The sequence below is a fragment of the Novipirellula rosea genome (genome assembly GCF_039541335.1).
In the GTDB taxonomy this organism is placed as follows: Bacteria; Planctomycetota; Planctomycetia; order Pirellulales; family Pirellulaceae; genus Novipirellula; species Novipirellula rosea.
Genome location: NZ_BAABGA010000029.1, coordinates 30,459 through 49,894 on the forward strand (window position 1 = coordinate 30,459; position 19,436 = coordinate 49,894).

The 19,436-nt window shown below is 53.4% G+C and carries 18 protein-coding genes; all 18 read right to left on the reverse strand.

All coding sequences use genetic code 11. The annotated features are described in order from the left end of the window. Positions 1-45: 45 nt before the first annotated feature. A complete protein-coding gene (locus ABD971_RS10010; RefSeq protein WP_345321665.1) occupies positions 46-1,260 on the reverse strand; it encodes a glycosyltransferase family 4 protein in 1,215 nt (404 codons plus the stop codon). Then, positions 1,247-1,762 carry a D-glycero-alpha-D-manno-heptose-1,7-bisphosphate 7-phosphatase gene (locus ABD971_RS10015; RefSeq protein ID WP_345321667.1) on the reverse strand — a complete coding sequence of 172 codons (516 nt, stop codon included), beginning with the start codon at positions 1,760-1,762 and terminating at the stop codon, positions 1,247-1,249. The genes ABD971_RS10010 and ABD971_RS10015 overlap by 14 nt, the downstream gene beginning before the upstream one ends. Further along, positions 1,759-2,742 carry a GHMP family kinase ATP-binding protein gene (locus ABD971_RS10020; protein ID WP_345321669.1) on the reverse strand — a complete coding sequence of 328 codons (984 nt, stop codon included), beginning with the start codon at positions 2,740-2,742 and terminating at the stop codon, positions 1,759-1,761. Before ABD971_RS10020 ends, ABD971_RS10015 begins: the two co-directional genes overlap by 4 nt. After that, a complete protein-coding gene (locus ABD971_RS10025) occupies positions 2,739-3,434 on the reverse strand; it encodes a nucleotidyltransferase family protein (RefSeq protein WP_345321671.1) in 696 nt (231 codons plus the stop codon). The genes ABD971_RS10020 and ABD971_RS10025 overlap by 4 nt, the downstream gene beginning before the upstream one ends. Then, positions 3,422-4,396, reverse strand: a complete 975-nt coding sequence (locus tag ABD971_RS10030; protein ID WP_339940960.1) for an SDR family NAD(P)-dependent oxidoreductase — start codon at positions 4,394-4,396, stop codon at positions 3,422-3,424. The genes ABD971_RS10025 and ABD971_RS10030 overlap by 13 nt, the downstream gene beginning before the upstream one ends. A gap of 1 nt (position 4,397) precedes the next feature. Then, positions 4,398-5,894, reverse strand: a complete 1,497-nt coding sequence (locus tag ABD971_RS10035; RefSeq protein WP_345321674.1) for an O-antigen ligase family protein — start codon at positions 5,892-5,894, stop codon at positions 4,398-4,400. Positions 5,895-5,905: 11 nt separating this feature from the next. Beyond that, a complete protein-coding gene (locus tag ABD971_RS10040; RefSeq protein WP_345321676.1) occupies positions 5,906-6,985 on the reverse strand; it encodes a glycosyltransferase family 2 protein in 1,080 nt (359 codons plus the stop codon). Positions 6,986-7,000: 15 nt separating this feature from the next. After that, positions 7,001-8,155, reverse strand: coding sequence for a glycosyltransferase family 4 protein (locus ABD971_RS10045; protein WP_345321678.1), 1,155 nt, complete (start codon positions 8,153-8,155; stop codon positions 7,001-7,003). Beyond that, positions 8,155-9,564, reverse strand: coding sequence for a hypothetical protein (locus tag ABD971_RS10050; RefSeq protein WP_339940968.1), 1,410 nt, complete (start codon positions 9,562-9,564; stop codon positions 8,155-8,157). The genes ABD971_RS10045 and ABD971_RS10050 overlap by 1 nt, the downstream gene beginning before the upstream one ends. A 49-nt stretch (positions 9,565-9,613) precedes the next feature. Beyond that, positions 9,614-10,456, reverse strand: a complete 843-nt coding sequence (locus ABD971_RS10055) for a class I SAM-dependent methyltransferase (protein ID WP_345321681.1) — start codon at positions 10,454-10,456, stop codon at positions 9,614-9,616. A 169-nt stretch (positions 10,457-10,625) separates the two neighbouring features. Continuing rightward, positions 10,626-11,636 carry a class I SAM-dependent methyltransferase gene (locus ABD971_RS10060; protein ID WP_345321683.1) on the reverse strand — a complete coding sequence of 337 codons (1,011 nt, stop codon included), beginning with the start codon at positions 11,634-11,636 and terminating at the stop codon, positions 10,626-10,628. Continuing rightward, complete coding sequence (locus ABD971_RS10065) at positions 11,603-12,889, reverse strand: ABC transporter ATP-binding protein (RefSeq protein WP_339940975.1); 1,287 nt, start codon at positions 12,887-12,889, stop codon at positions 11,603-11,605. The genes ABD971_RS10060 and ABD971_RS10065 overlap by 34 nt, the downstream gene beginning before the upstream one ends. Then, positions 12,886-14,643 (reverse strand): asparagine synthase (glutamine-hydrolyzing), encoded by a 1,758-nt coding sequence (asnB, locus tag ABD971_RS10070; RefSeq protein ID WP_345321686.1) that lies wholly within the window; start codon positions 14,641-14,643, stop codon positions 12,886-12,888. Before asnB ends, ABD971_RS10065 begins: the two co-directional genes overlap by 4 nt. Beyond that, positions 14,607-15,572 (reverse strand): NAD(P)-dependent oxidoreductase, encoded by a 966-nt coding sequence (locus ABD971_RS10075; RefSeq protein ID WP_345321688.1) that lies wholly within the window; start codon positions 15,570-15,572, stop codon positions 14,607-14,609. The genes asnB and ABD971_RS10075 overlap by 37 nt, the downstream gene beginning before the upstream one ends. Further along, positions 15,569-16,285, reverse strand: a complete 717-nt coding sequence (locus tag ABD971_RS10080) for an acylneuraminate cytidylyltransferase family protein (RefSeq protein WP_345321690.1) — start codon at positions 16,283-16,285, stop codon at positions 15,569-15,571. Before ABD971_RS10080 ends, ABD971_RS10075 begins: the two co-directional genes overlap by 4 nt. Next, positions 16,264-17,547 carry a UDP-N-acetylglucosamine 2-epimerase gene (gene neuC, locus ABD971_RS10085; protein WP_345321692.1) on the reverse strand — a complete coding sequence of 428 codons (1,284 nt, stop codon included), beginning with the start codon at positions 17,545-17,547 and terminating at the stop codon, positions 16,264-16,266. The genes ABD971_RS10080 and neuC overlap by 22 nt, the downstream gene beginning before the upstream one ends. Beyond that, on the reverse strand, positions 17,540-18,583 hold the full coding sequence (locus ABD971_RS10090; RefSeq protein ID WP_345321694.1) for an N-acetylneuraminate synthase family protein: 1,044 nt from the start codon (positions 18,581-18,583) through the stop codon (positions 17,540-17,542). Before ABD971_RS10090 ends, neuC begins: the two co-directional genes overlap by 8 nt. Beyond that, positions 18,567-19,418, reverse strand: coding sequence for an ABC transporter permease (locus tag ABD971_RS10095; RefSeq protein ID WP_339940987.1), 852 nt, complete (start codon positions 19,416-19,418; stop codon positions 18,567-18,569). The genes ABD971_RS10090 and ABD971_RS10095 overlap by 17 nt, the downstream gene beginning before the upstream one ends. Positions 19,419-19,436 lie beyond the last annotated feature (18 nt).

Sequence of the window (19,436 nt, forward strand, 5' to 3'; positions counted from 1 at the left end):
CAGTGTGGATCGAAGTGTGGGACACGATTCGATCCCATTGCTTGTTCATGAAACTGTTGCTTGTTGTTTGATACACGGATCCGAGTTGCGTTTTGTTGGCATGACCTCGTTCATGTTCACATGCCAATGTTCCGTCAACAATTTTCGCAATGCTTCACGTAATGTTTCCAGCGAGTATCGCTGCGAAAAAGTAGCCGCCCGTTTTGATATCTCGATTCGCTCTACCGGAGACAACGCGAGTTCACGCAAGGTGCTTGTCAGGGCATCGACGTCTCTCGCAGGAACCACAAACCCTCTGCCCTTGCCCAGCATCCAGGGGACTAGTCCACGATCGGATCCTACACACACCAAGCCGCAGGCCATTGCTTCGGCGATCGCTTTGGGCCAACCTTCGGTGTCCGACGCCAGTACAAGCACTTGAGATCGGTCGTAAAAGTCAAATACCTGATCAAAATCAATTGCACCGGCGAAGTGGACACATTCTTCGAGTTTCAATCGTTGAACTTGTTCACCAAGCTGACGACGTTGTGCGCCATCACCGACGATGTCGCAGTGCACGCGGATGTCCGCTTGTTTCAATCTTGCCACTGCCTCGATCAGCACATCGACATTTTTACTTTTCGACAACCGACCAACGAACAACAGAGACAATGTTTGTTGAGCCGTTTTTCGTGCCGCGATTTCTTTAGCTCGGTCGACCTGTTCTGCAGTCATCACCGACGTGAAAAATGGGATCACATGTGGCGGTTGGTTCGGCCAATCACCATACACTGTCACGATTCCACGCCACCATCGCGAGCCAAGTAAGTGCCGCTGCAGCCGGACGCTCCACGATTCCCCTGGGAACCCGTTCCATTGTCCGGCATATTTCGCAATCAGTTTGCTGCTAAAGCAAGGTGCGAGAATCACGCCCAATAGACCTAGATTGCCGGGGCATCGCACATGGACTGCATCGGTTGCCCGCATGGCGAAGATCAGTAACCCTACGATTCGTGGCAGCAGGATCAATTGCCACAACTTCGCTCTGATCGATTCGCCGCCGCTAGCCGGGATCGATCTTAGTTCTATATTCTCTCGCGAGATCGCCACGCCGTCGCCCGGCGGCGGTCCCACTTTGCAGGGTGCCGCAATCATGACATCCGTAAACAGATCGCACCAAATGTTGATCTCGCGGGCATAAGGCCCATAGGCAAAAATCTTGCCCTCGTGTCGATAGTGAGTGACGTGCGTCACAATCAGTAATCGTTTAACGCACGTCACAGTGACCTCTTCGTTTCCCGATGGTGTGCTGCAACTGCATTCCGCTGATTTTTCCTTCGTGAACGTGAATGAATCCCATCTCGCAGTTCGATGCGAGTTGGCGGTCCGATTCGGAATCGCCAATCATTAGCGAATGTTCCACATCAATGTTCCATTTATCGCGTGCCGCGTGAACCATACCCGGCAGCGGTTTACGGCATTGACAGGATCCAATTTCATGAGGACATACAAAAACATCATCGATGATGGCATCCTTCGCGGCAAGTTCGCGAACCATTTGTTCGTGGATCGAATCGACATTCGCTTGTGTCATCAAGCCTCGTGCGACGCCACGCTGGTTGGTTACCACAATGACCAAAAAATCGAGTGCATTGAACAAGCGAATCCAATCGATAGTATTGGGAATCCATTGGAACTGTTCCCAACTGCGGATGTAATCACCTTCATCGGCTTTGACGTTGATCACTCCATCGCGATCAAGAAAGATGCAGCGACGGCTCACCAGCGATCTCCATCGACAAAGATGACTTTACTGCCCTCGGGTTCCATACGAAAAGGGACTTCGACCAGATCGAATAGCGCTTCGCGTAGTTGCGACTGCAAATGGGGTTCACAGAAAAAGAGTACAAAGCCGCCGTCGCCGGCACCAAGCAACTTGCCCCCGAGCGCGCCCGCTTCGATGCCACGATTGTAGACGGAATCAATGTCGCCGTTGCTGATCGACGACTCGAGTGTTTTCTTCGTTTCCCATGCCTCATGCAACAAGCGTCCGAATGCGTTCAAGTCGCGGCCTTCGGAAAGGATGTTACGCATCTGGTGAGCGATACCACACAATTGACGAAGCGCGGGACGCCGCGATTCACAATTGGATTTTTGTTTCTTCAGCACACTGCTTGCGCGTCGTGTTTTGCCTGTGAAAAATAGTAGCAGTCGGCGATTCAGTTCCTCCCACGTCCCACGTCGACACACGACCGGATCGACAAACACAGTGCCATCGGGGTGAAACTGAATGAATTTTAACCCGCCAAAACCAGCAATGTATTGATCCTGTTTCCCAATCGGTTCTTTCAGAATGTTAATTTCGATATTGCAGGCTTGTTCGGCCAAACGTTTTGCGGTCACGACGTGCCCGTTCAAAACATGCAGCGCATGTAACAATCCGACCGTAAAACTGCTGGACGATCCCATCCCGCTTTGCCCTGGTAAATCGGCAACCGAAACGATTTCTAACCCTTTTCGGATATCCAGCGATTTAAGGCATTCACGCACGATCGGATGTTGGATTTCATCGGGTGTATCGACAAGCTCGGTTTGCGAATAGCTGACACGAAACGAGTTACCGAACCGCTCCTTCACCGTCAAGTACATATATTTGTCGATCGCGGTGGAAATCACCGCACCCGGTTCCTGGCTGTGGAAGACCTCCAGATCCGAGCCACCGCCGGCGAAACTGATACGAAACGGAGTACGTGTAATAATCATGTGAGTTGATCCGCAATTCGCTCGAGCCGTTCAGGGGTGCCAATGTCATAAAACCGTTGGCGTGTGACGTGTCCGAACAGTTCTCGTTTGGCGATAAGTTGGGGGAAAATCTGTTGTTCGAGCGAGACTTGTCCGGCGGGGATCAAGTCGAGTACGGAACGCCGGAACGCGAGTACGCCTGCTTCGACAAATCGCAGTGACGGATCGTCTGCCGCGTCCTTTTTGTACTTGGCGATGAAACCGTTCTCGTCCAAACTAATGTTATTCGTAACTCCGGTGTCTTCCTCTTGATTGTCATACACGGTCACGACACCAGTCGCTGATGAATCGGCGAGTGTGTTTAGCACGTCTGCATACTGAATTGGTAAATACGAGTCACCGTAGATCACTAGAAACGATTCGGCGAGTAAGGGACCGGCTTGCCGCAACGCTCCACCCGTACCCAGCGGTGTGGTTTCGCGAGAGTAGTGAACCGTTATCCCCAGGTCGGAACCGTCACCAAAGTGTTCTTCAATCTGTTCACTCAGATAGCCTGTTAACAACACAATGTCCGTGATCGATTGCTGCTGGAGCAATCGCAGTTGGTGTTCCAGATAGGGAGTCCCGGCAATAGGAACCATCGGTTTGGGAACCGTTTTGGTTAACGGCCAAAGCCGAGTTCCTAGACCGCCGGCGAGGATTACGGCTTGCATGTCGGTTGGTTGATTTCTTGGAGTGTGTTTTCGATGGCAAAGCGGATCGCTTGCTCGGAATTATGTTTCGCCTGCCAACCGAGTTGGTTGATGGCCGAGACATCTAATAAAAATCGTGGGACGTCACCTGCCCAACCCCCTTCGGTTCCCGTGTACTCGAATTTGACGTTTTCGAGGTTCATCGCTTCGACCATCAATTCCGCGATTCGGTCGACCGTGATCGAGTCACTGCAGCCCAGATTGAAGGTGTTGATCGGTTGCTTGGCATGCTCGATCGCAAATAACATCGCCTCGACGCATTCACTGCTAAGTAAATACGATTTTGCTTGTTTTCCATTACCAAGAATCGGCAACGTGGTTGGATCGTCGAGCAGTTTATGCGCGAAGTCAGCAATCACGGTACGCCCACGTGAGCGAACTTTCTTGCCGACGATATTGGCAAACCGAAAAACCCAACACTGCATTCCGAATAGATGTTGAAAGGATCCGATCAATCCTTCGCAGGCCAGTTTACTGGCACCGTAAAGTGAGATTGGATGCGGTGCTTGTTGCTCGCTGATCGGCAGCGTTTCGCAGACACCATAGACTGCCGAGGTGGACGAGAATGCCAGTTTCTTAACGCCATGTTGCCGCATCGTTTCCAAGACGGCATAGGTCGCCAACGTGTTCTGTTTCAGATCCTTGTCCGTCGCATCGCCGGGAGTGAATTTGACATCCGGGTTGGCGGCCAAATGATAGACCATCTCGACTGAATCCATCGCGGATTCCAACACGCGTTGATCGAGCAAATCGCCTTCGATGAAACGAAAGTGATCGTTTGCAAGCAGCGGTTCGATATGCTCTCGGCGGCCGCTACTGAGGTCGTCCAGCACGGTGACGTGATCACCTCGAGCTACTAACACTTCGGCTAAATCGGAGCCGATACAACCAGCGCCGCCTGTGATTAATACCTTAATTGACATCTTATCCGTTGGGATTTGTACGAAGGAGGCTAGAGGAATCACGCAATCCACTTGAGCGTCGAGGCGTGATCATGCGTGGTGCCATGCGAGGACGATGGTGTAGAAAAACAATTGCAGCAGCGACAATGAACCAGATTCCTTTTGCTTGGAACTGGGTCGAGGTAAAGGCGGAAGTCAATGTCATCGTGACCAGCAATCCGAGAGGCAAATCGCCACGGCGGCGATATTCCCAACCGATATACGCAAAGGAAAACACGAAGGCAGCGAATACTACGATCCCTGGGACTCCATTTTCCGCCAGCGTTTTAAGCCAAGCCGAGTGGGCGGCTTTCTCGACACCAAGTTTGCGTTTGCCCAGTCCATCGGTGTTTTTTAGATTGGCCCAGCCTCGCTTGAACCCTCCGGTGCCGATGCCCAACGGGTTTTCCAAAAATATTCGCCATGCACCGATGGCAAAATCGGATCGGCTACTGGTTCGTTCAGCGGCGGTGTATTGGTCATCGAATAATTTGTCGATCCGTCCCATCGATCGGTCGCGGAGATTCGGGAATGCGTTGATCACGATGACCACCGCCAGCACCCCGACCACGATAAACTTGAACCGCTTTGTATTGGAACGGACCGAAGTCAAAACAAATAGGATGCATGCGCTGGCTACTAAAATTCCGCCGCGGCTACCAACCAAAAAAGCCCAGCAGCAATTGACGGCAAAAAGCACAAGCAGCGTTGTCCGCGCCCTTCCTTCTTTTGATTTTCCGGCGATCGCGAAACAGGTGGCAAAGATCCCGGTCAGAAAGAAATAGGTCAGTGCGTTGGGATCGATGTAGTTGCGATCAATAATGTCTTTCGCGACGTACTCGGCACGAGCTTCGACAAAACTCAATTCATCCTGCATAAAGAAAAACGCGAACCCGCCAATCGCCGAAAGCGTCCCAATGGAGATCCCCAACACGTACCAAACGTGTGAATAGTTTCGGCAACGGTAGAAGTAGGCGAGCAGTCCAAAAACGGAAACCAAATTCAGTAGATGTAGAATGCCGTCTTTCAGACCCGGGGTCAGGATCAATCCGCCGAACAGGATAAAGACGAAAAATTGAAGCAGTCGAGTGTGAGGATCTTTTTGGCGTAATTGCAGAGGAATCGTTAGCAGGATGACGAGCACAAGCCAGTAGTTAAACGTGTTGTACCGCAGCACGCCCGTGGTCATCAGGAACACGCGTGATAACGCATCGACCGAACAGATCGCACTGACGCCCAACACGCCTATCAGCGGATGGCGAAGCCCGACAATCGCCATCACAAAACCACACAATGTGATCACGCCCAAAGCGGCTTTGAAACCGACGATCACGGTGCTCAGCCAAAGCAGTGCCACTGCGACGCCGATCCACAATGCTGCGTTCTCTGCTCTGCTGTTTTTAGGCAGCGCAGCATTGTGTTCAATCGGAGGAGGTCCGGGCGAAACGAAGGTGCGATGAGAGGCCAAGCCGGCGGACATGATATTCTTTGTTAGCCCGATTTCAGTTTGGAGTCACGTCGCAAAAATCGATCCACAAAAAACATGGTCCTGCCGCGTACAAAGTTCCATCGCCGCTTCATTTGTCCTGGGCGGACGAAGGTCAAGCTTCGCAATACGGTGTCCAGACCAAACGCATAGATGAACCGCAGCGTGTCTAGGAAAGTGCGATTTTCTAAGCAACGCTGGTGGATGTCGTATGCGTTTTGGATGCCTGCGTAGGCGATGGCAAAGCTGTTCGGACGTCCTGCTTTGTCGGGCAGGTGCAGCACATGGGCTTTTCCTGCCATCATCAGTTTGCCATGACGTGCCATGCGGAGACTGATGTCGAGGTCTTCGCCCGTACTGTGCCCCCCAAAGTTTTCGTTGAATTTGACCTCGCGGATTACCGACGTTTTCCACATCATCGCACAACCGCTGAGCCAGTCGCCTTGAACCACCGATTCGGTAGGCGGCTGAAATACCCATGGGACCGAAATGCCACCTCGGGTGTAAGTGCCGGGTTTTAGGTGGGGGACGATTCGAAATAGGCGGCGGACACGCCACAACAGCGGCGGCGACTTGACGCCTTGTTGGTCATGGGCGTTAACGCCGACCACTTGGTCTTGGTTGTCCCGATACACTTGGGCCATCTCGGACAAACATCGCGGTTGCAACACGATGTCGTCATCGAAGAAGACGAGCAAATCGGTTTCGACCCAACGAATCGCAAAGTTGCGTGAACAGGTCAAAGTTTGAAACGCACCTCGGACGCGAAAGTAGCATACCTCGTGCGCCAAATCCGCCAATCTGGGATAGCTGGCAATTCGCTGTTCGGTCTCGTCCCCAGGACTCGCGTCGACAATCACAAGACGATCCGGCTTTAAATCTTGCTGGGGCAGCGAATCGAGAAAGCGAATACAACTATCGGGACGTTTAAAGGTGCAGATGCATACGGTCAAACCTTGACGAAGCGGAGCTGATTCATCGGGCAGTTCCGGAATGTCCTGCACTCTCACTCCATTACGAATGAAGGTCAGAACGTCTTCTTGGTGACGGGCATCAACGCGGGGCTCGGTTACGGAAGCACTCATGGGAATTGGTTCGGTTTAGGCTGCCACCTGCGAGTAGGCTTCGATGCACTGGCGATAAAACGCCTCATTTTGTGATCGAAGTTTATGGATCGAAAAGGTCTGTTCGATGCGGGCTCGACCCGCCTCGCCCAACCTTGCGGCGACTTGGTCATTTTGCAGTAAACGAACGATTGCCGCACGAATTTCATCAATGTTATCAGGGTCGACGAGCAATCCATCTTGGTCCTCGCGCATCAACTCCGAACCCGCTCCGCGTTTGCTGGCGATTGTGGGGCAACCACATGCCATGGCCTCCAGTGGTGCCAGCGCAAACGCTTCGGCATAGGAGGGGAACACAGCCAAGCGAGCTCGGCGAAGGACGTTGAACAGGTCCTCGCGGTCAAGGTGCCCGTGAAAGACGACGTGTTGCAGTTCGTCGCGGCTCAGTAGCGAACAGAGGTGCTGCTGCATCGATTCGCCATCGATCGTAGCGCGGTCTTTTCCGTAAATATGCAGCATTGCATTGGGGCATTCAGCGAGCACTTGACGCCATGCCTCGAACAGCGGAATGACCCCCTTTTTTTCAGTGAGGGTTCCGGTGAACACCACATCCTGATTGGAGTCACGATCCGCTGTTAGCGTTGGTTGGACTTCGACCGGATTGTAAAGGATTGCATCGGGACCGCTTCGCAATTTGAAAAGTTCGCGAGTCTTGGCCGCAGTGTAGTTGCTAACCGAACACCAGTAATCGACGCGGCGCATCGAAGCACGTTCGAGCCAGTAAGTGGTGTTGCCGACGGAACCGTTGATTTCCGCAGCAAAATAGCTGGCCGATCCATTGAGCCGGGCCACGACGGGAACGGGAAGCTTTGGCCAGCCCGCAGCCCAACCGGCCCAATCAGGCACTTCGACAATGTCCACTTCGCCGTTTTGACACCAACGAGCGATTTGTTTGTACAAATGATAACGACTCGTCAGCGCCGCGATGGGACCGGGAGGTCGCCGGAATCTCCACACTCGGACGCCTTGATCTTCTTCGTAATCCGCCGATGGATAACTTCGTGGGTACATCCCCGCCACGCGAACCTGATGACCAGATTGTGCCAGTTCTCGCGCTAGGACTTGCACACAGGTGCCAATGCCTCCGTGGGGACCTGGTGGATACTCGTTGCAGATGAAGCAAATTTTCATCAGTTCTTGGCGGAAATCCTCTGCAAGACTTGGGTGATCTTGTCGCTGGAGCGACCGATGGGTAGATCGAGTTCAAACTCGACGAACTGGCGTCTTTTATCTCGGTCGAGCGAAGGGTCATTGAGATAGGCATTGACGTGTTCGGCTAACTCGTCCGGCGTGCCTGCGAATCTCGCCGCTCCCATTTCGACGACGGGTCGGTAGTGCTCGAATTTGTAGTAGTAATCTTTTAGCGGCACACCAAACGGAGGCGGCGACATCGTGTTGAAACCGATGTTCACAACCGGTTTGTCGCGAATCGCGAAATCAAGTGTCATGGTGGAGGCGACATTGATGTTTAGATCCACATGCTTGGTCAGATTCGCCAGTAGTTGGATGTCATCACGCGAGGGAATCACGGAAGTCCAATCACCGGGGATGGTCTGCAGCCAGCGAGGCTTGCTGTAAATCAACTCGGGATAGTCCCGGCAAACATCACCATAACGCACACGCTCATCCGCCCGCGTCACCGGTGCGGGACGTAGCAAGACTTGCGGATTGCCCTTGATGCGTCCCGAGCTGACCAATTCCATGAGGACCCGAACATGGTTCTGGTCTTCGGGGGTCGTGCCGGGCTCGCCGCCGGAGTAGCAGATGATTGGTCTTGCCGGATCCGCCCCCACTTGTCGACAAAATTCCTCGCGTGACCAAACCAACGATTCATCTGCATACGGATCGAATTGCGGAGTCCCGACGACATGGATGTTTTCACCATTGACTTCGGGATAATACTGCAGCAGCTCATCACGCATCTGGTTACTCCAAACCAGAAAATGATCAAAGGGGGCTGCGATACGTCCCTTGCTGGTGATGTTGTCCCAGCTGAAGATGAACGTCGCTGTGGGGATTCCCATCGATCGGGCCGCCAGTGCCGCCGGAATCACCTCGAGGCAGCGTTGATGAGAACAAAACAGGACCGTCGGACGAATCTCTTCAAACAGCTTGACATATTCGTCGACGCTTGCCAGCTTTGCAGCCTCCCGATCATGCCATTGCAACAGCTTGCCAATGCGATGAGGCGAGGCCGACATCCAACCATACGCGCGAGAGGCATACGTTTGGATTCGACTGCGTTTGTTGCCTCGGACCGGCATCTTGCGAGCGTACCGCATTGCCATCGTATCGTTGAGATACAGGTGTGCATGCGACAACGATCGACGTAGAAAACGTACCAGCGGTTCGTCTCGATAGGGAATACACTGCTTCCAGTGCACTCGATCGTTTTCCGTTTTTTTGTACTCGTCGAGATGCTGCTCGGGAATGTCGTGAAAGGCATACACCTCGCCCAAGTCGGCGGCACGATCAAGAAAGGAGCCGAGTACGAAGTTGCGGATCCCGACACCATCGGGAAAAAATGCAGCAGTTTTCATCTGCCTCATATTAATCACAGATGTCTCGTTTTCGACTTCCGAAAGGGCATTATTTGATTGCAATAACACGACCTAGTACTCGTTTTAATGGTAATCGAGAGGTAACTACTTTACACAGCGGACGGGGAAGACAACTTGCCACCGATTCCGCCGCCACAACCGGCCAAAGTGGCAATTTGATTAGTCTGCCTTTGAGCCACACGTAAGGAATCACCTTCGTAAATCCCGCTTCTTTAAAGACGCGTGCCAACTCGGTCGTCGTGTATTCCTTCAAATGTAATCCGGTGGGTTCGTTGTCGTCAAAAAATTGCGAGACATCATGAGGTCCCGATAGTGCATTTGGCGTACGGCAAATATAGACTCCGCCAGGCGACAGGACCTCGATCACGTTTTTGAGGTGGAGGGCGGCGTCTTCGGGATGCAGATGTTCAAACAAATCCTTGCTGTAGGCGACATCCACGCTGTTTCGTTTGATTGGAATGTCGCTGCCATCGGAGATCACTAATTCGCAATTCTCGGGACACCCGGCAATGGTCATAATCTCTTCAGAAACATCGACCGCATAAGCTTGCTCAACCAGCTTTGCGACGCCAAACGTCAACGCACAATCGCCCGGTCCGATTTCCAGGAACGTGCTATCCGGTTTTAGGAATTTGCGAAGAAACGGAATCGTGCTGGCCACACGCCGCGCCCGCCCGTCTTGTTCTTTGCCACTGACAAGGGGGTGGTGTTTGACGCGTTGAAACAACTCATCATAGACCTCCGAATAAAGCGTCGCACGTTCTTCGGCTGATGCATGACGCAACCGATCGGCGAGCGCTTTTTCAATCTCATAGTGTTCGCGTATTTCATCAATCGTCCGCCCATCGTTTTCTAATACTCGTGAACTCATCATTTTCCCCCCGGAGGATGATCTACAGTGTTCTGCCAATCTCAGTGTGTAAAGTCATTCGCGTTCTTGGTGTCAGATCTTGCGTCACCTTCGGGTGCCGAAAAATCGGACATCTCTGTGTTATGCCGTCGTGGATTGCTTGGCTCTTTACCGTCCTTTTGCATTGCGTTTACTTTGGTTTGGTGAAAATCATGACAGTGGTTTGTTTGGGCGCCAGTATGCTGGCGTGGTTCGATCGGAGCGCGCTCAAACGTTGCGAGCCCCATTGACGGGTGGTCCTGAAGTCGGTGTTTCTTTTGGCACCAAGTTTTTCACCGATCGGCTTGGGAAGCAACGAGAGCAAGCCTTTGGCCGCCTTTTTGAACGTGATTCGTTTGTGGAATTCGCAGTGATGCGTGAAGTCCAGTGCGGCTGCTTTGGCGGCGGCTTGCCATTCGAAGAGCCGGTACTCGTGTTCGCCATTGTCACGACGGGTCAGCACGACATCGGTCGGATACCCGTTCGCCTTCAAAAAACTGGCCGAGTAAACGTGGTCGAGCAAGGCGTTCACATCGTCATCGGTTACCGAATTGGGGTGGCAGCGGTCAAAACAGATCAGTACGCCACCGGGTTTCAGCACTCGAGCGCACTCGGTCATCGATCGCGGAAGATCGTCGGAATGATGCAGCGAATCATGTTCGACAGCGAAGTCAAGCGAATTGTCGGGGATCTTTAAATCGTCAAACGATCCGATGACAGGGATGACTTTGGCGGCGTCATCCCCGAGCACCGAGGCGGCGACAATTTCAATCAATACATCGAAGTTCTCGCAGACCTCTAACCCCAGTACCGCTTTGACGTTTTCCCGTTTTGCTGCCACAGCCGCTAACAATGCACAACCCGATCCGAGTTCAATTCCATAGCCGTGAAGAGGTTGCTTGAGTAGCTTTCGCTCCACGAGATCCACCAACTCGTTCATCGCGGCATCGGTCATGTAGACGTAGCGTCGGCTAATCACTTCAGCACTTTCGTGAACCAATTGAGTTGCCAATTGATTTCGATAGCTGACTTTGACTGCGGCTTCCAATTCCGCCTCGATTGGCCAGCGAATGGCCGATTGAGTGGTTTGGTAATCGCGTATCAATTCTTCGATCGTCTGCTGTTCACTCAAGATGTTTGAATGGATGTTTTCAGTTTCCATGTGTTGCTCCGCGTGTCCTCACTTATTTGAACTGTCCAATTCGTGTCCGGATGTATCATTGCGTCGACGGGACTGCTGTCGCCGAACACGTCCAAAGGAAACGCGTCGGATTGATGTTTGGACGTGTCGACATCGGCCATCATCATCTTGAAGTAGACCGAGTACATGCCGGGGCTCAGCCACAGCGGTGGAAAGCTTACCGATACTCGGTGCTTGCCAGCAGGCACGTCTGCATTGAATCCGAGTTCTTCACTCGTTTTGCAGACCCCAAGCAGCTGCTGATTCCGCATGTCCGAAAAAAAGCAAAACAGGCGAAATCCACTGACCGTGGTATCAAATTTGAACGTCGTTGAAATTTCAAACGGTTCGGCATGGTTCAGCGTATTGGATTCACCGCTATCCAAAACGATGCGTCCAAACACGTTTCGACCATCCTCTTCTTCGGGCGACTCATTTGATCCCAACAACCCCAAATCAGCGTAGTAGTCTTGGATCACCGTTTGCACGTCACCTTGCGAAACCACCTGGCCTCTACGAAGCATGATTCCTTGGGTGCACAACGATCGAATTGCTGCCATGTTATGACTGACAAACAGCACCGTGCGTCCCTCTTTTGCCACGGACTCCATTTTGCCAATACATTTATTCTGAAACTGGACGTCACCGACCGCGAGTACTTCATCGACCAGTAGGATCTCGGGTTCTAAGTGGGCGGCGACCGCGAATGCCAACCGCAGATACATCCCGCTCGAGTAACGTTTGACCGGGGTGTCGACAAATCGCTCGACCCCCGCGAAGTCCACAATCGCGTCAAATTGCTTTTTAACCACACTGCGAGGCATTCCCAGAATTGCCCCATTGAGAAAAATGTTTTCACGACCCGTCAGCTCGGGATGAAAACCGGTGCCAACCTCCAATAGCGATCCGACGCGTCCGCGAAGATCTACAAAACCAAGCGTCGGATCGGTGATTCGCGACAGTACTTTCAGCAGTGTACTCTTTCCCGCTCCATTGGATCCGACAATACCGACGACGTCGCCACGCTTGACCTCGAACGAAATGTCTTTGAGTGCCCAAAACGAATTCTTCTCGCGTCGTTGCCGTAGTTCTTTTAGCCCACCACGGACCGCACCCACTGCGCTCGTCGACAGATCCATCAACGATTCACGTAGCGTGCTATAACTTTTTTGTTGAGCGCCGATGCGGTATTGCTTACCAATACCCTCGGCGTGAATTGCAAGATCCGATTTCATGATGCGACCAGTTGTTTCATCGAGTTGCAGCAAAGGCCTAAGTTGATCCATTGCCAGACGTAAAAGCTATTGTCGCTTTCGCCTTTTTGATATTCATCCCATTCATCGCGGACCGAGCGAGCGTCGAGCCACTGACCTCCGTACGTCTCTAACGCCGTCTTGATATTTGCATCGGCCCAGTCACGCAGGTCTTCGCGTAGCCATTCACGCTGGGGCGTTTGCAGCGGACGCTTGGGAGCTTCGACCACACCACCGGGCATTAAACGAGCGACGATCTTACGCAGCAGTCTCTTCTGAATTCCATTGGCGATCTTGCGGTCGGCAGGTTGACGCAGTGCCAATTCGAATAGTCGGTGATCAAGGAAGGGTTCACGCAGTTCGGTGGAAGATCGCATCGAGATGCGATCATTAAATCGTAGTGCCCGGGGGATCTTGGTGTGCATGGCGTCGCGGTATTGCAGGTTTCGCAGTGCATCAGGGTAGCGCGTGGGGGCTTGGAAGGATTCCGCAGCCGCCACAAATTCTTGACTCAGACAGTTCGGACGAGTGGCTCCTTTCTTGGCCGCTTGTACCGTTCCCACGTCTTGGATCTTGGCTGTCCCATCAAGGACCCGTTTGTAATAGTCGTAGCCAGCCCATTGTTCATCGAGTCCTTGGCCATCCAATAAGACGATGACCCCTTCGGCGCGAGCGCGGGCAAACAACTGAGCATAGGCAAGCGTCGGCATGCCACCGAACGGTTCGTCCTGGTGGGATTGCACTGACTCGGCCAACTCGGGAACGTCGCTCGGACGCAGCGTGCACTGGATCGATGGATGTTTCGTATGCGCCAACATCTGATGGACCCAGGGCAACTCGTCGTAACGCTCGTCACCTGTGACAAATGTAAAGGCTTTGACTTCGCTTGACTCGCCCTGCAATTCTTGAACCAATCCCAGCAGCGCCGAAGAGTCCAGTCCACCGCTTAGATTGACGCCCACGGGGACGTCCGAGCGGAATCGCAAACGAGTGCTCTCTTTTAGCAAGGCTAGATACTCTTCGGCCACCTCGTCTTCGCATCTTGTGTCCAGCGTTTGCCCGGAGCGCTGGACCAAATCGTACCAGCACGATATTTCGAGTTGGTTGTTTTGGATCGTAAGTTGATGGCCCGCCGGCAAGGACGCCACGTCACGCCAAAACGTCCGCGCGCTGTGTTCGTAGACGCCCGCGGTCAAGTACGTTGCCCAAGCGGTGGTGTCCGGCTGAGTCACCAAGCCTGCTGCCCGCAGGGCACGGATCTCGCTGGCCAATAGCCATTGCCCCGAGGGTGACTTGGCATAATACAGCGGCTTCACGCCAAATCGGTCGCGAGCGGCAAACAATCGCTGCTGTGTCTCGTCCCAAATCAACAGCGAGAACATGCCGATGAAACGATCCAAGCACGCTTCGCCCCAACGTTGATACGCTGCCAAGATGACTTCGGTATCGCTGTGGCTGCGGTAGGGATAATCGCTCAGTTCGGCGCGAAGTTCCAGGTAGTTATAGATCTCGCCGTTAAACGCGATTTTGTATCGACCGTCCGCAGACGTCATCGGTTGCGAACCCGCATCCGACAAATCAATGATGCTGAGCCGGTTGTGCCCCAAACCCGCGGTTTGCGCCGGATCGACGTAGACACCGGATGCATCCGGACCGCGATGATGCTGGCTGGCCACCATCGCTTCGAGATCGTCTCGGGCTACCGAGTTACCGAAGATTCCTGCAATACCGCACATAGTTTTTCAGCGAGAAACATTTCTGTCTTGATCATCGATTCGGTGGTACATCCGCCGATATGGGGTGTGATTAACAGTTGAGGATTTTGACGGGCATAAGCGACGAGTGGATGATGCGACATGCCATTTGTTCGTTCGTCGCTTAGAACGTCGACCGCGGCGCCCGTCAGCTTGCCGCTTTGCAGTGCGTCAAGAAACGCGGTTTCATCGACAAGTTCACCGCGAGATGTATTGATGAACCAAGAACCCGTTTGCATCCGATCGAATTGCTCTTTTCCAAAGAAGCCTTTGGTTTGTTCGCAAAGGTTGACATGCAGCGTGACCATGTCGGATTCGCCGAGCAGCGAATGCAAAGGCATCATTTCGACGTAATCGGGAACTTGGTCTTGTTGGACATTGGGATCGACGGCGATGACGCGAGTGTCAAACGCGTGCAAGTATTTGGCCACCACGCGGCCCAAACGACCAAACCCAACAATCCCCACTGTTTTGCCATGGAGTTCCCGGCCACAAAACAGATCGCGATTCCAATTCCCCGCGATCACATGCTCCGTCGCCGCCGGCAGTTTGCGTAACACGGCCAACATCAATCCGATCGTGTGTTCGGCAGTAGCACGAATTTCACGCAGAAACTCGACTTCACCCCGCAGTGAAATGACGCGGACACCGTGCCGCTGGGCGGCTTCCAAATCGATGTGATTGAGTCCCGTGGTTGGCGAAGCGATGACACGTAGATTGCGGGCGGCTGCGAACACCTCTTCGTCGATTTGATGTCGCAGACGTATCCACAGTGCGTCGACCTGTTCGATCGCTGATAGCAGTTCGGACCGATCGAGATCCGCAAGAGTCAGCTCACCGATAGATCGTAACCGCTCAGCGGCCTGGACCGAAAATCGTTCCGATTCACTTACTAAAATTTGGTTACTCATTGGACCGGCTCGCCCCATCCAAGACCGGTGGTGATTAACCACTCGGCCATCTGCATGTCAAAGGGAGTGTCAATGTTGCACGCGCGCTCTGGAGGCACGATCCAGGCCCGGCAATCCTGGCCTTTGAAGGAATGTTGTTCCATCAAGACCGATGTTCGCGTTAGATAAACCGAGCCTTCTCGCAAGTACAGCGGTCGCAGATCTTGACGGCGTTGTCCTTCAAACTCCTCGGCGAACGGGGGATCGATGACATGACCGCCGTCGTCAATAAACTTCATGCGGGCAGGATGTTTTTCGCCGACGTCGACAAAGGAAATCACCGAATCGGCTTCGGTCGTTTCGAGCAAATCGATCGCGCCGTCAATATCGGCAGCTAGTCGCAAGGGATGAGTCGGTTGTAGCGTAAACACGGCGTCATAGTGTTCGCCCTGCGACTGAACAAACTGCACGGCATGTTGAATCACAGGCAACGAGGGGGTGTTATCTTTGGCCAATTCAGCGGGACGCATAAACGGAACGTCCAGTCCGCACTGTTTGCCAATTTCCGCAATCTCGTCGCTTTCCGTGGTGAGAATGACACGTGTCAATCTGGATGCGGCCAAGGCGGCTTCGGCGGTGTATTGCAGCAACGGTTTTCCACACAACATTTGTACGTTCTTGCGCGGTATTCCCTTGGAACCGCCTCTTGCGGTTACGATTCCAAGGACACGCATGCTTTGCTTTTCCCGTTGGTGGGTTCCGTTTCTGTGGGGGACGGTTTGGCATCGCCAGAGAATGAGTCGGCCGCTTCGTTTTCGCGGTAAATGTAGTCCAAACGTTTTTGCACGTAGGGATTTAGATGAGAGAGCGACTCGGCGATCCGATCGGAAACAAAGCCATCTCCGTACAATTCGCTGGCGGGATAGCGTCCCTTGGCCACTTGATCCAAGATCGCCTGTTCGATCTTTTCAACTTCGGGAGCAACAGGAGTCACGTGCTGATCGGTTTCGCGACCTTCTTGACGATTGCCCACCAGGACAACGGGCGTGCCAAAGAAACCCGCATCGCGAACGAAACTGCTCGAGTTGCCGATTGCACAAGTGGCATTGGCAAGCACTTGTAAATAGTCTTCGGGCATCAAGTTGATCAATGTACGCAACCAAGTTGGGTTGTGTTTGTCGCGAAATCGCCGAATGGTTTTGCTGACGTGATCGCTGCCGGCGTCGATGTTGGGCCACATTAGTAGCGTCGGCATGCCCACCGCATGTAACGCCGTCAGCAGCGATTCCATCTGCTTTGCCTCACCCCCGTATTCGGTCGTCGTGGGGTGAAAGATCACCAAGGCATAGGGATTGTTGATGTCGATCGAGGCCCCGCTGCCTTTGGAGTTGATCAAATCCTGGCAATCACGTCGTTTCAGCGTGCGTGCGATGTCGCTGCTCGGACAACCGATCGTCAAGATGGTTTCAGGTTTCTCGCCCATGCGGATGAGATAGTCGGCAGCACGCTGCGTGCTCGGGAAATGAAAATGCGAGAATTTGCTGATGGCATGGCGAGCGCTTTCATCGATCGACCCCGAGACTTCGCCGCCTTGGATATGGGCGATGCACAAGTTCATATACGCCGCCGCCATCGTCGCTGCGAGTGCTTCGTAGCGATCGCCGATGATCAAGACAACATCGGGGTCGAGTCGTCGAAATTCGCTGGCGAATTCCACCACGCCAAAGCCGAGCGATTTCGCCATCGTGGTGGGATTCGAGCCTTCGAGTTCGACGTAGATTTGACCACTGATTTTGAAGCCGTCTTGTTCGACGACCCGTACCGGAAGATCAAACCGCTCCAAAACCATCGTCCCTGCCGCCAGCACTTGAAGATCGAGTTCCGGACGCGATGCGATCGACTGCATCACCGGTTTCAAGCGTCCGTAGTTGGCTCGGTCGACCAGCACGACGCAGATTTTGCGGCGTGCACCATTGGTTTCACTGTGATTACTCAAGATCGTCCTCGGCTAACAGAGTGTCGGCGGCAACCGCAGCTTTCAGCTTTCGATTGAAGATTTCCGGTAAGCGTTTTGCGGGAATGCCATTGCCCGGCTTTTTCAAGGTCAAGTGCTCGGGGCTGAGGATCGTTCCCGCCGCTAAATCGCGACGCGTCACGACACTTTTTCCGAACAGATCACGCAGCGGCGTCATTTCCTTTGCCATCGCATCTTTGTTGACGGGGTTGGCGATCATCGTTTCGATAAAACGCACCCCTTCGACCAATTGAGCAAGTTCAGTCGTGGTGACAGACGCGGGAACGTCTGGGCCGAACGTCTCGCGACTGAATGTCACATGCACCTCCAGGATATTGGCGTGCAATGTTGCGGCGGCCAAACTGGGATAGATCGTGCCGGAATGATCCGATAATCCCACCGGGCACTCGTAGCGGGATCGCAATTGTTCCAGCACGTTCAAGCCGATCTTTTCCGGCGGGCAGGGATAGGCCGTGGTGCACTGCAGCACCGCGACCTCGGTATCGTGTTCGCGGACTGTACGCACTGCCGTATCGATTTCTTCGATCGGGTTCATGCCGGTCGACAAAATACAAGGCAGCTGGGTTTTGGCCATCTGTCGAAGCATCGGCAAGTTGCCGACTTCTCCGGAAGCAACCTTCCATGCCGCAACCCCCACGCGGCTCAACAACTCCACCGCCTCGCTAGAAAAGGGCGAGCTAAGAAACCATAAACCTGCCTCGTCAGCATGTTGTTTTAGCCCATGCCACTGAGCCTCGGTGAACTCCATCCGTTGCCAGTACTCGTAACGGGTTTCGTCTTGAGGACTAAATTTTACTCGCCATGGTTCACCGGGAGTCGATTCCGCAGACGCGATGTGCGTTTGAAACTTCACTGCGTTCGCACCCGCTTTGGCGATCGCGTCGATGTAGGCATGCGCCGTACCGAGACTGCCGTCATGGGCCTGCGCCACCTCGGCGATGATCAAACATCGGTCATCAGCGAGTGTTAGCTTGGCGATGTCAGACGACGTCGGCAAAGGACTTCTCCATACGACGGAAATAAAACGCGCCCGATATCAAGATCAGAGTCGAGACGACGGTGGAAACGGCAATCATCGGCCCCGGTGCAGTGTCGGTTCCGGCAAGTGCCCAGCGAAAACCTTCGACCACGCCCACCATTGGGTTGATGCCATACAGCGTTCGCCAGGGTTCATCCAGCATACTGCTGGGGTAAACCACCGGGGTTGCAAACATCCAAAGTTGGGTAATGAACGGCAGCACGTAGCGGACGTCACGATAGCGAACGTTCATCGCCGAGAGCCACAATCCGACACCCAGAGATGTCATGAAGGCAAGCAGCAATAAGAAAGGAAGCACGAGTACATTCCATGTCGGCGCGATGCCAAAGTAGAGCATCATCAGTAACAACACGGAAAAGGCCAAAGCGAAATCGACGATCCCGCCCAACACAGTTGAGATCGGCAGGGCCAATCGCGGAAAGTAAACCTTCTTCAATAGGTTCGAACCTTGAACCAGACTGTTTGAAGAGGCCACCATGGCATTGGCAAAAAATGTCCAAGGTACCAATGCTGCAAACGAAAAGATCGGATAAGGAACTCCGTCAGATGGCATTTCGGCAAGCTTGCCAAAGAATAGCGTGAACACCACCATCGTGCTGAGGGGTTGGATGATGGCCCAAGCCGCCCCGAGTAACGTTTGCTTGTAGCGGACCTTGATGTCACGCCAAGTCAGAAAGTACAGCAATTCGCGGTACTCCCATAACTCACCCAATCGCAGTGGCATCCAACCCTTGGCGGGCTGGATCCGAATCACTTCCTGGCTGATCGGATCGGTTTCAATCGCGGTGCTCATCGTGTTACTGGTCTACTC

Coding starts and splice junctions, on each gene's coding strand:
- ABD971_RS10035 (WP_345321674.1), bottom strand. CDS start 5,894: ATGTCCGCCGGCTTGGCCTCTCATCGCACCTTCGTTTCGCCCGGACCT.
- ABD971_RS10025 (WP_345321671.1), bottom strand. CDS start 3,434: ATGCAAGCCGTAATCCTCGCCGGCGGTCTAGGAACTCGGCTTTGGCCG.
- asnB (WP_345321686.1), bottom strand. CDS start 14,643: ATGTGCGGTATTGCAGGAATCTTCGGTAACTCGGTAGCCCGAGACGAT.
- ABD971_RS10060 (WP_345321683.1), bottom strand. CDS start 11,636: ATGGAAACTGAAAACATCCATTCAAACATCTTGAGTGAACAGCAGACG.
- ABD971_RS10030 (WP_339940960.1), bottom strand. CDS start 4,396: ATGTCAATTAAGGTATTAATCACAGGCGGCGCTGGTTGTATCGGCTCC.
- ABD971_RS10040 (WP_345321676.1), bottom strand. CDS start 6,985: ATGAGTGCTTCCGTAACCGAGCCCCGCGTTGATGCCCGTCACCAAGAA.
- ABD971_RS10080 (WP_345321690.1), bottom strand. CDS start 16,285: ATGCGTGTCCTTGGAATCGTAACCGCAAGAGGCGGTTCCAAGGGAATA.
- ABD971_RS10045 (WP_345321678.1), bottom strand. CDS start 8,155: ATGAAAATTTGCTTCATCTGCAACGAGTATCCACCAGGTCCCCACGGA.
- ABD971_RS10020 (WP_345321669.1), bottom strand. CDS start 2,742: ATGATTATTACACGTACTCCGTTTCGTATCAGTTTCGCCGGCGGTGGC.
- ABD971_RS10050 (WP_339940968.1), bottom strand. CDS start 9,564: ATGAAAACTGCTGCATTTTTTCCCGATGGTGTCGGGATCCGCAACTTC.
- ABD971_RS10075 (WP_345321688.1), bottom strand. CDS start 15,572: ATGAGTAACCAAATTTTAGTAAGTGAATCGGAACGATTTTCGGTCCAG.
- ABD971_RS10065 (WP_339940975.1), bottom strand. CDS start 12,889: ATGAAATCGGATCTTGCAATTCACGCCGAGGGTATTGGTAAGCAATAC.
- ABD971_RS10055 (WP_345321681.1), bottom strand. CDS start 10,456: ATGAGTTCACGAGTATTAGAAAACGATGGGCGGACGATTGATGAAATA.
- ABD971_RS10095 (WP_339940987.1), bottom strand. CDS start 19,418: ATGAGCACCGCGATTGAAACCGATCCGATCAGCCAGGAAGTGATTCGG.